General features: G+C 43.6%; 14 protein-coding genes. 8 read left to right on the top strand and 6 right to left on the bottom strand.

Annotated elements, in window-relative coordinates; all coding sequences use genetic code 11:
• The first annotated feature begins 28 nt into the window (after positions 1-28).
• The 4 genes from JK628_RS06830 (at position 29) to JK628_RS06815 (ending at position 5,028) form a co-directional block, all read left to right on the top strand.
• Positions 29-238, top strand: a complete 210-nt coding sequence (locus JK628_RS06830) for a hypothetical protein (RefSeq protein WP_237524161.1) — start codon at positions 29-31, stop codon at positions 236-238.
• Between the two features lie 508 nt (positions 239-746).
• The gene (locus JK628_RS06825; RefSeq protein WP_202289734.1) at positions 747-2,252 is read left to right on the top strand and encodes an alkaline phosphatase; all 1,506 of its coding nucleotides are present in this window, start codon (positions 747-749) and stop codon (positions 2,250-2,252) included.
• Between the two features lie 79 nt (positions 2,253-2,331).
• The gene (locus JK628_RS06820) at positions 2,332-3,966 is read left to right on the top strand and encodes an alkaline phosphatase (RefSeq protein ID WP_202288729.1); all 1,635 of its coding nucleotides are present in this window, start codon (positions 2,332-2,334) and stop codon (positions 3,964-3,966) included.
• Between the two features lie 306 nt (positions 3,967-4,272).
• The gene (locus tag JK628_RS06815) at positions 4,273-5,028 is read left to right on the top strand and encodes a hypothetical protein (RefSeq protein WP_202288727.1); all 756 of its coding nucleotides are present in this window, start codon (positions 4,273-4,275) and stop codon (positions 5,026-5,028) included.
• Positions 5,029-5,442: 414 nt separating this feature from the next.
• Here the strand turns inward: JK628_RS06815 and ltaE are convergent, their stop codons facing one another.
• Positions 5,443-6,456 carry a low-specificity L-threonine aldolase gene (ltaE, locus tag JK628_RS06810; RefSeq protein WP_202288725.1) on the bottom strand — a complete coding sequence of 338 codons (1,014 nt, stop codon included), beginning with the start codon at positions 6,454-6,456 and terminating at the stop codon, positions 5,443-5,445.
• A gap of 327 nt (positions 6,457-6,783) precedes the next feature.
• On the opposite strand from ltaE, the gene JK628_RS06805 reads away from it, so the two are divergent.
• The gene (locus JK628_RS06805) at positions 6,784-7,422 is read left to right on the top strand and encodes a trimeric intracellular cation channel family protein (protein WP_202288723.1); all 639 of its coding nucleotides are present in this window, start codon (positions 6,784-6,786) and stop codon (positions 7,420-7,422) included.
• 87 nt (positions 7,423-7,509) lie between these two features.
• Here the strand turns inward: JK628_RS06805 and JK628_RS06800 are convergent, their stop codons facing one another.
• The 3 genes from JK628_RS06800 to JK628_RS06790 all read right to left on the bottom strand — a co-directional run bounded on the left by JK628_RS06800 (position 7,510) and on the right by JK628_RS06790 (position 9,838).
• On the bottom strand, positions 7,510-8,334 hold the full coding sequence (locus JK628_RS06800; RefSeq protein WP_202288721.1) for a mechanosensitive ion channel family protein: 825 nt from the start codon (positions 8,332-8,334) through the stop codon (positions 7,510-7,512).
• Positions 8,335-8,366: 32 nt separating this feature from the next.
• Complete coding sequence (locus tag JK628_RS06795) at positions 8,367-8,951, bottom strand: OmpA family protein (protein WP_202288719.1); 585 nt, start codon at positions 8,949-8,951, stop codon at positions 8,367-8,369.
• A 431-nt stretch (positions 8,952-9,382) separates the two neighbouring features.
• Complete coding sequence (locus JK628_RS06790; protein ID WP_202288717.1) at positions 9,383-9,838, bottom strand: YaiI/YqxD family protein; 456 nt, start codon at positions 9,836-9,838, stop codon at positions 9,383-9,385.
• A 249-nt stretch (positions 9,839-10,087) separates the two neighbouring features.
• On the opposite strand from JK628_RS06790, the gene JK628_RS06785 reads away from it, so the two are divergent.
• Both JK628_RS06785 and JK628_RS06780 read left to right on the top strand, forming a co-directional pair.
• Entirely contained in the window at positions 10,088-10,759 is a 672-nt protein-coding gene (locus tag JK628_RS06785; RefSeq protein ID WP_202288715.1) for a DUF2461 domain-containing protein, read from the top strand.
• Positions 10,760-10,887: 128 nt separating this feature from the next.
• Positions 10,888-12,240: an RsmB/NOP family class I SAM-dependent RNA methyltransferase gene (locus JK628_RS06780; RefSeq protein WP_202288714.1), complete on the top strand. Its 1,353-nt coding sequence runs from the start codon at positions 10,888-10,890 to the stop codon at positions 12,238-12,240.
• Between the two features lie 30 nt (positions 12,241-12,270).
• On the opposite strand, the gene JK628_RS06775 is transcribed toward JK628_RS06780, so the two are convergent.
• A complete protein-coding gene (locus JK628_RS06775) occupies positions 12,271-13,941 on the bottom strand; it encodes a 7TM diverse intracellular signaling domain-containing protein (RefSeq protein WP_202288713.1) in 1,671 nt (556 codons plus the stop codon).
• A 274-nt stretch (positions 13,942-14,215) separates the two neighbouring features.
• A complete protein-coding gene (locus JK628_RS06770) occupies positions 14,216-14,755 on the bottom strand; it encodes a YfaZ family outer membrane protein (RefSeq protein ID WP_202288712.1) in 540 nt (179 codons plus the stop codon).
• 419 nt (positions 14,756-15,174) lie between these two features.
• Here JK628_RS06770 and JK628_RS06765 point away from each other — a divergent pair, with 419 nt between their 5' ends.
• Positions 15,175-16,254, top strand: a complete 1,080-nt coding sequence (locus tag JK628_RS06765) for a DUF4382 domain-containing protein (RefSeq protein WP_202288711.1) — start codon at positions 15,175-15,177, stop codon at positions 16,252-16,254.
• Positions 16,255-16,345 lie beyond the last annotated feature (91 nt).

Genomic DNA, 16,345 nt, shown 5'->3' with positions numbered 1-16,345 from the left:
GCAATTACCTAATAAATGGATCGATACTGTGAGATTACCCGCTTTAGTTATTCTCCTCGCCGCAATAACGACTGTCAGCGCTTGTGCAGAACTAAAAGATGCTGGCCGTCAGATTGGTGAAACGACCAAAGAGGTCACGACTGATATTGGTCATGCAACGCGTGATACCACCCGCGCTATTGGCCATGCATCCCGTGATGCCGTCAACTCAGTAAAAAATGACCTCAGTGAAGATTGACCCATAGCTTAGCAAAGACAAGCTAAACTCAATCACATCTCCCTATCGTGTGGGCACTATTACATTCACTGCTGATATTCATTTAAAGACTCAAACTTTTCATTTGGCAGTCTGCAAAAGTAGCTGCCTCATCGTCTATCCAACTTAAGAGTTGGCCAGCCAATAATGCACTAGCAGGATTTTAATGTTCTGCTTTAATAAAGATCCGACTAAAAAACTTCATTTTTGACTGCTCTTTAAACGTAACCAAGAGTAGCTATAAAGTAATAATTACAAGCCAAAAGAATTAGTTCTTAATATTCAATAACAAAGTATAAGTCATTCAACTCAAAAGCGTCACCTTGACCATTTTTATGCTCCCTTGCATTGATATGAGAAGAAAGTAGTAAAGGGGCTCCATTTTTATAAGCAATAAAACTGACACAAAATCATCGCCATATCGTCATGCTTATGCTCGACAATCATCCCGCCACAAACAAACCTCCTCTAAATAATATAATTGACGGTGATGATAGTGATTAATATCAAAAAGATAGCGGCAATGGCCTCTTGTAGCCTGGTAACAATCGCAGCTAATGCAGCGGTATTGCCAAGCAACCAAACAGATAGTCAATGGTTTAAAGATAGCGCAAAGTTAGTTAGCGATAAAACGGAGCAAACGGCGCCAAAGAAAGCCAAGAATGTGATTCTATTTGTCGGTGACGGCATGGGCGTTTCAACGTTGACTGCAGCACGTATCTTTGAGGGACAACAACAAGCGAATCATCAAGGCGGCGAAGAAAACTTCTTAAGCTTCGAGCACTTTCCAAAAACAGCGCTAGTTAAAACCTATAACACCAATCAACAAACACCAGATTCAGCTGGCACCATGACGGCAATAGTCACCGGTGTGAAATCTAAAGCTGGTGTGTTGTCAGTCTCAGATAGTAGCTTACGTGCGAATTGCCTCTCTTCAAAAGGAAATGAGCTCATCACCTTGGTTGATCTTGCCAATGCAAAAGGGTTGTCGACGGGGGTCGTGAGTACTGCACGTATAACCCATGCAACACCAGCAGCGGCTTATGCCGCATCGCCAGAGCGTAACTGGGAAGCAGACTCTAACCTTCCAGCTGAAGCCGTTGCTAACGAATGTAAGGATATTGCCTACCAGCTCGTTATGCGCGATGAGGCCGATGCCTTAAGTGTTGCACTTGGCGGCGGTCGTCGTAACTTTATCCCTAACGATGTGACCGACGGTGAAAATAAAACCGGACGCCGCGCCGATGGCATTGACTTGACCCAAGCGTGGACCGATAACCTGAGTAACTCTGCTTACGTGTGGGACAAAGCGGGTTTTGATGCAATCGATGTGACGGCAACCGACCACCTTCTGGGGTTATTCAACTCATCGCATATGGAATATGAAGCAGACCGAGCTGATGACAGCGCAGGCGAGCCATCGTTAACAGAGATGACCACTAAGTCGATTGAACTACTCAATAAAAATGACAATGGTTACCTGCTCATCGTTGAATCAGGTCGCATCGATCACGCCCACCATGCAGGTAATGCTTACCGCGCCATGATGGACACCGTTGAACTGTCTAATGCAGTAAAAGCGGCCGTTGAATCAACCGACCCAGAAGAAACGCTTATCATGGTGACTGCTGATCATAGCCACGTATTTACCATCGCTGGCTACCCTAAGCGTGGCAATCCCATTTTAGGATTAGTGCATAACGTCGGCGGCGATCTCGCCATCGCACAAGACGGCAAACCCTATACCACTGTCGGTTATACCAACGGTCCAGGTGCAGTTGTTGGTGTACGTGATGACTTAAGCTCTGTCGATACCAAAGATAAAGACTTTATGCAGCAAGCATTGGTACCAATGAGCAGTGAAACCCACGCAGGCGAAGATATTACTCTGCATGCAACGGGTCCGGGTTCAGATCTTATCCAAGGCGTGATTGAACAGAACGTTATCTTCCACATCATCAACCAAGCACAAACGCTAGGCGGTACTAAATATTAATCGCTAACTCACTGGCATTAATAATTTTTCTTACTGGCTCATATAGGTCAGCAATAGTACCCAATAATTGGAGTTTAAAATGAACAAGAAATTTCTGGTAGTTTCGATTGCGGCAATGCTTGGTTTAGCAGCATGTGGTAGTGATGGCGATAACGGCGCCGACGGTAACAATGGTTCAGACGGCAGTAATGGTGGCAATGGCAACAACGGCCAAGATTGGACAGCGGTTAACCAGTGGTATATCGATGGCCAAGCTAGAGTGGCAAAAGCGGAAGAACTAACTGTCAATAATGAAGCGGGCGCCGCCAAAAACATCATTCTATTTGTCGGTGATGGCATGGGCGTATCAACCGTTACTGCAGCGCGTATTTTAGCGGGTCAGTTAAAAGGGCAAACCGGTGAAGAGAACTCGCTCTCATTTGAAACTCTTCCTTACTTAGGCCTGGCTAAAACTTACAATGTCGACGGGCAGACTCCTGATTCAGCAGGAACCATGACAGCAATGGTCACTGGGGTAAAAACTGACGTCGGAGTACTTTCACAAGGTGAAGGGGTATCACGAGGTGATTGCGCCTCAACTCAAGGGCAAAACCTAGTGACGTCACTTGAACTGGCCGCCATGGCAGGCTTATCGACAGGTGTAGTTTCTACAGCGCGTATTACCCATGCAACACCCGCTGCTACTTATGCTCACGCTCCGGAGCGCAACTGGGAGAGCGATGCTGACTTGCCTGCAGAGGCCATTACCAATGGTTGTAAGGATATTGCATCACAGTTAATCGACTTTAACTTTGGCAGCGGACTTAACGTGGTGATGGGCGGCGGACGTCGTGCATTTATTCCGAGCACCATGACTGACCCTGAAGGCAAATCAGGTAAGCGATTAGATAACCGCGACCTAACTGACGAATGGTTAAATAAATACCCTAATGCTGCTTATGTTGCTGATAGAGAGTCTTTCTTAGCTCTCGACCCAAGCAACACAGACCACGCGTTAGGCCTATTTAATTCATCACACATGGAATATGACTATGACCGCACTACAGCTGGCGCAACTGGCGAACCGTCACTTGCTGAAATGACGGCTAAATCGATTGATATTTTGAAGAAAAATGACAAAGGTTTTGTACTGATTATTGAAGCAGGACGAATCGACCACGCACACCATGCGGGTAATGCTGCTCGTGCATTACACGATACGATTGCAATGTCGGAAGCTGTCCGCGTAGCAATGGAGAAAACATCGGAAAAAGATACCTTGTTAATTGTTACCGCCGATCACAGCCATGTATTCACCATTGCAGGCTACCCTACTCGTGGTAACCCCATCCTAGGGTTAGTTAAGGGCAATGGCGCTGATGGGCAACCTGTTGTGACTAACTCTACTGATTCAAATGGCTTACCGTATACCACTGTCGGCTATGCCAATGGCTTAGGTTATGCGAGCTTAGCAACCGGAGGCGATGAGCGTTATGGCTATGCTGCTGCAGCGGGCCGTTTTGACTTAAATTATGTTGATACTCAAAGCGCTGGTTTTCATCAAGAAGCGCTTGTACCACTGGGCAGTGAAACTCATGCGGGTGAAGATGTTGGTATCTTTGCCAGTGGTCCAGGTTCACACCTTATCCAAGGAACTGTTGAGCAAAACCACATATTCCATGTGATGAACCATGCAGCAAGCTTGGTTGAGAAAGCTCAGTCAGCCCAACCATAACCGCCGTTGATGATTGAAAGCCACTGAGATCTCTCAGTGGCTTATTCAACTATCTAGATGCTAGGTTCTAGGCTCGAGTATTAGAGGTTCTAGCAAAGCATAAAATCAATATCAAAAGCCAAAGGGTGTTCTCTGTTGATTTCCGAGCAGGACGTAGTCCTTCCTAGTAGTGAGCTGGCGAACGTCCTAGTACCTAGGACCTTCTCGGCTTTCAGGTAGGCTCGAGCATTAGAGGTGCTAGGTTAGTAACTGAAAACTCAAATTAGACAAACAACAATCAACATTCAGCCCTTCTCAGGAGTGACCATGCACAAGCAATCAAATTTAAAGCCGTTCTCTTATACTTCAGCGCTTGTTATGGCTGGCGGATTAATCGCACTGTTAATTAACAGTCCAGCAGCCAATGCCGCACAATGCCAATCACTAGACTCATCACACCTAAGTGCACGCTACGCGGTGTCCAATGACCATGGTGTCACTAAAGAGATCACCCTGCTCAGAAACCATCAACAAGTCATCTATCAGCATAACCCACAAACCTTTGAGCTGTGGAATACTCGCGGCGAATACGTGCGTTACTTTCCAAGCGAGCGTCGTTCCGTCAGCTATCGCAAAGGCGATCTACTTTCTTTGAATATGCATTTCGACTTCAATCAGCTTAATCACCTTATCTCACCGGCAACAATAGCCGACATGCAACAGCTGCCTTCAAGCTCAAGTGAAGTCGCAGAGACTGGTACTGATCTCTGCATGGCCGAGCAGCTGTATCAAGGTACACAAAAAAATCATCAACTTACAATCAGTTGGCTCAACCAGTTGCAGCTACCTAAATCATTCAAGCTAACCAATAATAGCGGCAGCATCCAATATGAATTAGTAGAGGTAAAACCGCTTACAGAAAATGTGTTTAATGGGATGACAGCGGGCTATCAAGATATCGATTTTGCCGATGTCGGCGACAATGAGTCAGATCCCTTTATCGCAAAAATGATCCATCAGGGGTTTATACCCATCCAACTTGAAGATGCTCGTTTCAGAGGCGTTGTGCCAGTTCAATTCTAGGCGCATTAACGTAGAAATGGTTATTCCCTTTTAAGTTAGTGCAACAACGAAGTGGGCTTGCAAAACGCCTTCTGCGATGGGTTTTAATGGGCTTTACTCTGTGTTATTGATTTTACTAAGGGAACAACCATTAGTGGTAATCAATGCCTTGATTAAAGCCCATTAAACTCCCACTGAATCATGCACCTTCAGGTAGGATGGGTATATACAACATGGCAGCAGCGGATTTTATGATAGTCAGGGCAATCAGATCCAAAATGGAGAAAGCGGCCACCAGCATTAATGCTCAGTAATATCTAAAATAGGTATAAATATAAAAAGCCCTTATCACTTTATATAGCGCAATAAGGGCTTTTTAGTTTAACGAGCAACCAGCTTAAGCAGCAAATTCTTAATCAATATATAAAACTCGGCTTAGCTCTTCAAAATAGTCTTAAGTTCACGGATGAAGCAATTAATGTCAGTACGCGATATATCCGCATGAGTCACTAGTCGCAGCGTCTTACCCGCACTTATCAATATGCCTTTTTTCTTAAGCTGCTGAGCGACATGATTGATATCCAACTCAGCGGCCACTTTGGCGAACACCATATTGGTTTGTACTAGTGACATATCGACATCGAAACAGTCAATCGCAGACAACTGCGATGCCAAATAAGCCGCGTTATCATGATCTTCAGCCAAGCGCTCTACTTGGTCTGTCAATGCCAACTGCGCCGCTGCCGCTAATATCCCCGCTTGGCGCATACCGCCACCGAGCATTTTTCGCCAGCGGCGCGCCTTGTTAATAAGACGTTCATCAGCCAGTAGTATTGAGCCGACTGGCGCACATAAACCTTTCGATAAACAGATAGAAACTGAATCAAAGTACTGAGTAATCGCTGTCATCGGCAAGTTTTGAGCAACTGCAGCGTTAGCAACACGTGCTCCATCGAGGTGAATTTTAAGCCCTTTTTCAAATGCTAAAGACTGCGCCTCAGCCAAATAGCTTTGAGGCACAACTTTACCACCAATGGTGTTTTCTAAACTCAATAATCGAGTTCGAGCGAAATGAACATCATCTGGCTTAATCGCCGCTTCAATATCCGACAATAAAATACTGCCATCCGCTTGGTTGTTCAGTGGTTGCGGCTGAATACTCCCTAGCACTGCAGCTCCACCACCTTCAAACTTGTAGTTATGCGCTTGCTGGCCGCAAATATATTCATCTCCGCGTTCACAATGGCTCATCAATGCTAATAAGTTAGCTTGAGTCCCTGATGAGGTAAATAAGGCGCCATCAAAACCAAACATTTCAGCGGCCATATCTTCAAGGTAATTAACGCTTGGATCGTCACCATATACATCATCTCCGACTTCAGCGACGCCAATAGCTGCGCGCATCGCAGCTGTAGGTTTAGTCACAGTGTCACTGCGAAAATCTATCATTACTTACCCCATTATCGACATTATTTTGGACTTTATGAGCTAATAATACTGCGACAGCAAGGCTTCTACCAGCGCCAAGTCACTAGAGAGTTTAATAATTCAAAGCGACCTCACACACGCCGGAAATAACCAAAGCTGCATAATGAGCCATCATTAATTTAGCTCAGTTATTAAAACTATTCGTAAATACCACCTAACACGCCGCATATCGGAAAAATCAAATAAGAATCCATTAGTTTTTATAATGCTAAAAAATAATATTTATCATTGTCTTTTATCGTGAAATACGGGCAATATTCGCTTCCTTTTTATTAGCTAGAACATCTTATGTTAGAAGTAAAAGTAATCAGTGCTTTATGGCTCATCGGCATCTTGGCTGAAGCGATGACAGGTGCCCTAGCCGCCGGTAAAAAACAGATGGATCTTTTTGGTGTGGTCATTATTGGTTGTGTTACCGCGATTGGTGGTGGCACGCTACGCGATATGCTGCTCGGCAACTACCCTATTATATGGGTCGAAAACGCACACTATTTGCTCGCTATCGCTGCAGCCTCTCTACTAACAGTGATGATCGCCCCCTTGATGCGCTACTTATCGAGATTGTTTCTAGCCATTGACGCTGTTGGTCTAGCGGTGTTTTCCATTGTTGGCGCACAAAAAACCTTGATGCTTGGTTACAGTGCAGAGATAGCGATTGTGATGGGTGTGGTTACTGGCGTTTTTGGCGGTGTGATCCGTGATATTTTGTGTAATCAAGTACCGCTTATTTTTAAGAAAGAACTCTATGCACTCGTTGCTTTGCTCACTGCAACTCTCTATGTAGCAATGAAGCTAAATGGTGTTGCAGAATGGCTAAGCTTGTCTGTTGCCCTCACCTTCGGCTTTAGCTTTAGAATGCTTGCTATTCGTTACCATTGGTCAATGCCAAAATTTGATTACCAGTATCAGTCAGACAATATTCATTAGTTAGCATATCTTTGATATTAAATGAATAAAAGGTCAGCATATGCTGACCTTTTATTTACCCTATTAGACGGTTAGCCAATTAGAGAGTTAGCTTGTTGGAGCCTCTTTCACATAGAGATCCATTTGTGGGTAAGGAATACCAATACCAGCTTCATCTAGTGCGAGCTTGATCTGCTCCAAAATTTCAAAATGAGCAGGCCAGTAATCACTGCCTTTCACCCATGGGCGAACCACAAAATTCACCGAAGAATCAGCGAGCTCAGCTACCGCAACGGTATAAGCAGGATCGTTAAGCACATACTGGCTATTGTCGAGTATTGAGGTTAATACCTTCTTGGTTTCAGCAAGGTTTGCATCATAAGAAACACCGATGACCAAGTCTAAACGACGTGTCTCCATTGCAGAATAGTTGACAATAGTACCGTCCATCATTGCTGAGTTTGGTGCAATTATCACTTTATTATCTGGGCTAAGTAGCTTAGTTGAAAAAATGGTGATTTCGCTTACTGTACCTGCAATACCTGCTGCTTCAACATAGTCACCCACACGGCAAGGACGGAATAACACCATCAATACGCCTGCTGCAAAGTTAGATAATGAACCCTGTAGCGCTAAACCAACGGCTAAACCAGCGGCACCAATAACAGCAACAAGAGAGGCTGTTTGTACGCCAATTTGTCCTAATGTCGCCACTATGGTAAATACAAATACCAATGACCAAGCAATATTTCCGACAAACGAAGTCACCGTTTCATCTACTTTGCGCTTCTTAAGTAGTTTTGTCGTAAGCTTCTTTGCTACCCCAGATAAAAATTTACCAATCACAAAAATAATGATTGCGAATAGAATTTTCATACCATAAGTGACAATCAGCTCTGGTGCTTGATCCATCAGACCTTGCAAGTTATCCATGTATATACTCCCTTAACTTATATAAGTTTATTTTAAAAAATAACGAAAAACTGGACTCTTCTATTTAGCGCTCGACCATTGCTGCTCTGATTATCGGCAATGGGCTTCTGACTTCCTGCACCCTTCACATCAAAGCGATGAGCACCTAAATTAAACTCATCAGTTAAAACCTGCTTCACGCTAACAGCCCTCGACAGTGACAAGATCTGATTATATTGCTCACTGCCGACAGTATCGGTATGCCCCAGAAGCAACAACCTTACTGGAACCCTACGTAACCATGCGGCAACTTGCTGCAGCACTTGCCTTTGACTAAATAACAACTCCGATTTAGCAAAATCGAAATTAACAACAATAGATGACAACGGTGTACAGTTAACTGGGTAATCATCATTCAGTGTTTTAAAGCAAAGCCCTGTAGTCAGTTCAGTTGCTCTTTCTGGCTTTAATATTGTTTTAGCGCAGCCGCTGGCATCCACTTTATTGCCTGCTATAGTGCCTGTGCAGGCATCTTTAAGATCGGGGACACCATCAGCATCACTATCTAACCAGTCGCGCCCAAAGGCACTGCTGGTAAAGCACAAGCACAGTACCAAGCCTAATATTAACCATCGCATAACGTTAACCTAGTCAGTAACTGCCTTTCGAAAAGCAGTTTTAGCGTACTTAGGCTGCATTTTAGCTATGTTAACTAACAAACAGCAAAAAGGCAGTTAAATAATTAACTTAATCATTACAAGGATAGTCAATTTTACTAAATTACCCCAACATCACCCGTTTAACCTCCGCACTCTCAGCAGTAATAACACTCTTCATCACTATCAATATAGTGGGAGTCATCGAACTGATGCTAGGGCAGTTACCCTGTGTTTGATTTGTTGTGATGATGAAGAATTGAAAATGGAAGATATTGAACGAGATAAACAATGACATAAACTGATTGGCACCATGCCATCGATGAACATAACAGCCTAAACTTTTTAAAGCTGATGATCTTTGCAGTTGTCGCTATTTCGCTTAACGACTCATCAGCTCGACTTCAGAGCAACTACTTTTGCTGTTTAAACTTGGTAATAAGGCGATCTAATTGATTTGCAAAAGCTTGTCGCTCACTTTGGCCCATAGCATCTGGGCCTCCAGTTTGCACGCCACTCGCTCGCATCGTATCCATAAAATCTCGCATATTTAAAATCGACTTAATATTCTGCTCTGTATAAAGCTCGCCACGAGGATTTAGCGCAAGTGCACCTTTCTCTATCGCTTCAGCCGCTAAGGGGATATCGGCAGTAATAACTAAGTCACCCGCTTGCAGTCGTCTAACAATTTCATCATCAGCAACATCAAAGCCTGAAGAAACAGTAACCATTTTGATAAAGCGTGAAGGTGGAATTCTAACGTTATGATTTGCGATCAGTGTCGTTTCAATTTCGGCGCGATCGGCAGCGCGAAAAAGTGTTTCTTTAGTTACCCCTGGGCAGGCGTCGGCATCAACCCAAATTTTCATAATCTTCCTTTAAATATCGAACAATTGCAGCATACAAATCTATTGCTAGGATAGCAGTGGTTGATAACCAAGAAAAGCTTACACAGATGAAGACTTTAAAAGAGGCTTATTCAATAGAGACTTGCTCGGCAATTTCAAACTGAGATCGACTTAATCAAAGCCCCCTACAACATATTTAACTAGCGGATATAAATTGCAGCGCTAGTTTGCTATGTTAATCAGCAATTAAGTTTCTTTGAGAGCGCAGTAATGTTTACTCATGCAAGTTTTGATTTCTTAAATGAATTATCGGTCAACAATGAGAGAGAATGGTTTAAGGCCAACCAGTCAAGATATGAAGATCAAGTGCGAACCCCGGCACTGCAGTTTATTGAAACCATGCAGCCCGCCATCTTAGCACTGTCACCTAGATTAACCGCAGTCCCGAAAAAAGTCGGCGGCAGCATGATGCGCCCTCAACGAGATAGCCGCTTTAGTAAAGACAAAACACCTTATAAAACGAATGTCGGTATTCAGTTCCGTCACTTCCAAGGTAAAGATGTCCATGCACCGGGTCTTTACTTGCATATCGCCAACGATGGCTGCTTTCTAGGAGCTGGCATTTGGCATCCTGAATCCAAAGCACTCAATGCGATCCGCAGCTGTATCGACGAGAATCCTAACGGGTATAAAAAAGCCTTAAGAGCACTTACCGAAAATGGCTTTAACATGGAGGGTAGCCAACTCATTAGACCGCCCAAAGGGTTTGATAAAACCCACCCGATGCTAGAGGAGCTTAAACGAAAAGATTTTATCGCCATTAAGCCTATTGATATAGAGCAAGTTACCTCAGCACAATTTACCGACTTTTGCGCGGCAGAGTTTGAACAATGTCAGCAACTGATGCGTTACCTGTGCTTTGCTCTGGATTTGGATTACTAAAACCCTAAAGCAGCAATAAGATCTGGGGATTCAGTCAAGCTTCACAGAAGCGCTTAACCGCAGACTCTGCTACAATTGCGCCACTTTTTATCTGAGCCTTTTAAGGCTCACGCGTCAGGCATATTTACATGGTCCAATCATCCACATCTCCTGTTAATGCATTTCATGCTGAAACCAGCGCTCAAAAACGCGCATTGAGTTACAGCAACACAATACATCAGCTATTTAACAGCGTGTTTCAGCAGAAAATGCCCGCCGATCGTATCGTAGGCGAATACTTTAGGGCCAATAAAAAACATGGCTCTAAAGACCGACGAGTGATTAGAGAGAGCTTATTTGCGCTGTTCCGTTGGTGGGGCTGGCTTAAAAAGGTTCATGTAAGCACTGAGCAAGATGAGAGTTGGTTTGCAGTGCTAGCGGTCGTAGCAGAGTTAGAGGGCCACAGCTGGAGCCAATTTAGCGAAGCATGGCAAGGCTTTGCCAATCAGTCTGCTACATTCAAGATTAACGCTAGCACTCAACCTATGCCGACGGTGTCAGATAAATGCCAATTTGTTCAACAATGTTTTGCTGCCATTGTGTTTCAAGAGCAAGACCTGTTACCCCAGTGGTTTTGGGATGTGACCAATATAGACACTAAGCATGAGCTTGCGCTTATCGAAGCCATGAGTTCTCGCCCTCCTATTTGGGGGCGTGCGCAAAAGCGCTCTGCGCAGCAATTATCTACTGAACTGCAAAGCGATAATATCGACGCCAACACTTGTGAGTTTTTCAGTGACAGCGTCAATCTAGGGCATAAGAGCATTAACCTTAATGCGATAAAAGCTTACCTACAGGGCCATTTAGAGATCCAAGATCTTGGCTCGCAAGTCATTGGCCAAATATGTGCTCCAAAAGCCGATGAACAGTGGTGGGACACCTGCAGCGGTGCAGGTGGAAAAACACTGCAACTCCGCTCTTTGATGTTCAATCAAGATGATAATGGTAGCGGCACAATCATCGCCTCTGATATTCGCAAAAAGCCATTAACAGAGCTGATGAAGCGGGCACAACGTGCAGGCTTTAATAAAATATCGACTTCAGCTTGGCAAGGCGACACGCTACCTGTGTCTGCAGAACACTTTGACGGTGTGCTGGTTGATGCACCTTGCAGCTGCACAGGAACATGGCGTCGTAATCCAGATATGCGCTGGTTAGACGATGTTAGCGTCGTTACAGACAAGCAAGCACTGCAACTGGATATCCTGATACGCAGTGCCAAAGCAGTAAAGTTAGGCGGTCAGTTAGTGTATGCCACGTGCTCATTATCACCAGTAGAAAACGAACAGGTTGTAAATGCATTTCTCGCTCAGCAACCGCAGTTTATATTGCAACAACTCAGCCACCCATTTACCGGGCAAACTACGGATATGCTAACAGTATGGCCACAAGATGCAGACACCGATGGTATGTTCGTGGTTAAAATGAGCCGAAAAAGCTAACCCATACCAATTACCGTATAAGATTGAGCATCACGACTCTAAATCAAGCGTGCGGCTTAACCGCTGCGCGTATAATTGACGCCGCTTAACGCTTTTATTGGCATACAAATTTTGATCGGCATTACGCAGCCATTCATGATTATTCAATACCTCGGTATTTAGGCAGCGACCAACATGAAGGCTTGCATCAGTAAAGCCTTCTTGACTAAATTGAGCTTCTATCTGGGTCGTAGTCAGCTCTATCTCTGCGATATCGTCTTTGTCGATAAAGAGCACAAAATCATTGACCCCGACTCGGTAAATACTTTTCTGACTCCGTTTGTTAATCAGTTTGTCCAATTGCTTAGCCACAAAACAAATTAGCTTATCACCCTCTCCAAGACCCACCTTTTTGTTTACCTGCGACAACCCCTCAATCGTGATCAGCACTAAGTAGCACTCTGAGTTGGCGGTAGGCCCAATGGGTTGATCTTGACGCATAAACTCATCAAATGCAAAACGGTTAGCTGTTGCGGTTAGTACATCGACACGGGCATTTTTCCATGCGATATCCAACGTTTCGATATAACGCTCTTTCTCGTCCGACAACATGCGAATTTTATTTGCCAGTGCTAGTGATAACAGCAAAGCATCGGCTGTGCCGCCGATCAATGTCGCTAACTCGGCGTTGTCAAAAAAGTCTGGTGTTAACCCCATATTTCCAGGGAGGATTAATACTGCTGGTAGCAGCAAGCAGGTGAATGCGACGATAAAATATCGTGCCGGATAAAACCCTTTTAATAAGCATACATTACCGCAAGTAATTGCCAATGCTATCCAGAGCATTATCAAGATGGAGGCAATAATAGCTGTATATGAAATCAAATAAATACTTGCTGGCAGTGCAATAATACATGCCCACATTAGATATTTACTCAATTGCCATAATTTTGGCGACAATTCAGGTAGTTGCAAAAAATGTTTGTAAAAAAGAATATTAAAAATGGGTAGACCGATAAAAAACAGATGGTGCAACTGCAAGCCATGAAACCCAAAAAGGTGCGCTGGGATATGGAATGTTAACGCCCAACCTATAGCGTAAGTTAAAACATAAAACCCATAATATAGAAACGCTTTGTCTTTTATGGATGCGTAGATTAGTAGATTATAAAAAGCAATTGAGGCGAGCGCGCCCATACATAGCACGACAAACATGGCACTTAAGTCAGAAGAAAGGCGATGCTGCTCGTAGGATTGTACCTGTAGTTTGGGCTGAGAAGAGTAATAACGGCTGTTTATTCGGGTTACTAGCCAATAGTTTGTGTTCTTCTTGAGCTCAACTTTTCGCGCATAGTCGAACAAGAACTCATAAGGCGCATAATAACCGCTGTGGAAATACTGCTTTGAACCATCTTCGCCAATAATCCAATAATCTACAGATTCAATAATGGCGTTTTTAACATTAACACTCCATCTCCCTTCATCTGAAGAGACAACAAAAGCGCTCGCCATCCAGTAATCTCCACCCGCCAATGAGACCTTACTCTGCTGCGGATTTGATTTTATCCAAGGCATAATCGCCATAAAGTCTTGCGGAATACTGTCATCAGCTGAAGCTTCAAAAAGAAATGTTTGATCTAAAATGGCACTTGCATGAACGCTTTCATTACTGCCAAAGAGAGATAATATAAACAAAGTGATTGTTATTATTTTTACGTGCATGGGAGATAAATCCGTTTCTTAAAGCCACATCGCATCAACATCAACGTGACAAGACTCACGCATTTGACAATATTTTGACTTAAGTCTACATGAAACAGGGTTTTATCAACAATTTTAAACGCACTTTGTTATCGCGAGGATATTCTTTGGAGAATGGGAAGTAAGAAAAGATATGCAATCAATCGCCGACATTAAATACCCACCTACCTAAAGATGCAGGATTAAGTAGGGTGGGTATAAGCACACGATTGGCAGCACTAATTAAACTGCAACACTAGAATGTTGCTCTGCCACCTAAATAGAAGCCAGATTCAAATGTTGTATTTTCTGCGTCATCGTACTGTAGGCGTATATTCCTATAACCGACAAATAGCGCAATGGCCGGATTAAGCTGATATTGAACTTTACCATCAACTTCCCATGAACCATCGATATCACCAAATGACAGAACTGATGGAGAGTAATAACCCGAACCGTGAACCGAAATATTCGATCCTAAATGCATTGCATAGCGTCCGCCGATACCAACATAATTACCGTTTTGACTTTTTTTAGACCATAGCTGAGAAAACTTTCCACCAATCTCAATATGGTGTATCCCCGCATCATGGGCGACATGCATCGCACCCGATAACATCTGCCCGCCTTTATCTGAATAGATATATTGTGCAGATGCATTAACATCTTTATTCAGGTCAACCTGTAGCTCTGTTGAAAAGGTGTCATCATTTAACCCCAGGCTGAAATCTGTCGCCTGCGCTGAAACACTGACTAAACACAGCGAAACCGCCCCCACTAAAGCTTTAATTTTCATTCATCGTCCCGACACTTAGTTTTACTTGCGAGGAGCATACACAAAACTCATCTCGATTTTTACCTAAACCGTTGTGCTCAGTTCGCATTTCAATAAAGTTCAACCAAAAGCCAACCAAGGGCCAATAACAGCAACATTAACGCCACACAGGTATCAGAGGGTCTTCTTAGAATAACTGGCATTGAATAATGCAAATACTTGATTTAAAACTGAAGTATAAATAACAGAAAACTTTATGAGTAAAGCGTTTGCCCTAGTGCGACAAAGTTACCTTTTCTCCCTTATACTTATCGCACGGTATTGGTCGACAAAGCCTATTTTTATCTGGCCTACAGGCTTTGGTATACCTGATATACACATTACTAAAGTATTTATCACAACTATAATATATATCCTGAGTGGTATGATTTGGAGCAAGTATGAAACAACTAAAACTCACAACTTTAAGTATCGCTATCACTGCAGGCATAATGCTATCAGGCTGTGGTTCTGATTCAGATCCATCACCAGAGACCGAATTTGGTAAGTTTACTCTCGGTGTCTCAGATAACCCTGCCGATGCGAACATTGTTAATATCGCTTTTAAGCAAGTTGTATTGAAGAATAGCGAAGGCTCGATTTCCTTCGACGTTACGGTCGGTGAAGATGGTTTACAACACGTCGACTTACTAGGCGTACAAGGGCAAGATGTAGAAACACTGGTCAGTGGCCAGTCTGTCGTTGTTGGTGAGTACCAAATGTGTATCTATATGCAAAATAACGAGATCTCTGATACCGATAGCTCATATGTTCTTTCTGGTGCAACTAAAGACGATAATGGCGAATACGTTGGTGGTGTTGTCGAAGGGTTAGTAACAAATAGTAACGGTTCATGCGGTGGTGTTGGAGCAGATGAAGACAATACTGGCCGACTGTTTTTCAATAAAGCATTTACAATTGCGGCAGGTAACAACGCATTTGTGGCTGAATTCAACTTATCGCAAGGCCTTCAAGGACCTCATGGCAATAAGGAGTATTGGACGTTAAAACCAACTTCAGTTCAATTGCTAAATAGCGCCGACGTTGGTGCAATCACAGGGCAAATAAGCCCTGAAACCATGATTAATTGCGAAACGAATGCTGGTGGTTCAGATTTTTCTCCTGCTGTGTACCTCTACCCAAGCGCAACGGCATTAGAAGATATGGCTGACTTTAGAACCGGTGCTAATGTGCTCACTCAAGTAGCCCCGATAACTTCCGCTAGAGTTAACCCTATTGAAGACAGTGAAGGGAACACTTTAGGTTATGATTATGAATTCGGTTTTGTCGTCGCCGACACGTATAGCTTAGGTTATACCTGCCTTGCACAAAATGATGATCCTGAAGCAGCAAATATTCGTGATCCTCAGGATGGAACTGCACCGTTTTTCATCGATTCAGCCGAGCAGGAAGTTTCAGTTGTCGTTGATGAAACCACGACACGCCATTTCCCTGAGTCATTTGTACCGAGCGACTCCTAGAGTAAACTAGATTTAGTCGGGCTAATCACACTTAAGGTAATTTAAAGCACTATTTAGATAGTGCTTTTTACTTTAATGCGGCCACATAAAC

Source organism: Shewanella sp. KX20019 (assembly GCF_016757755.1).
In the GTDB taxonomy this organism is placed as follows: domain Bacteria; phylum Pseudomonadota; class Gammaproteobacteria; order Enterobacterales; family Shewanellaceae; genus Shewanella.
Note: the sequence above shows the minus strand (reverse complement) of the source record. Positions and strands in the feature narration are given on the sequence as shown.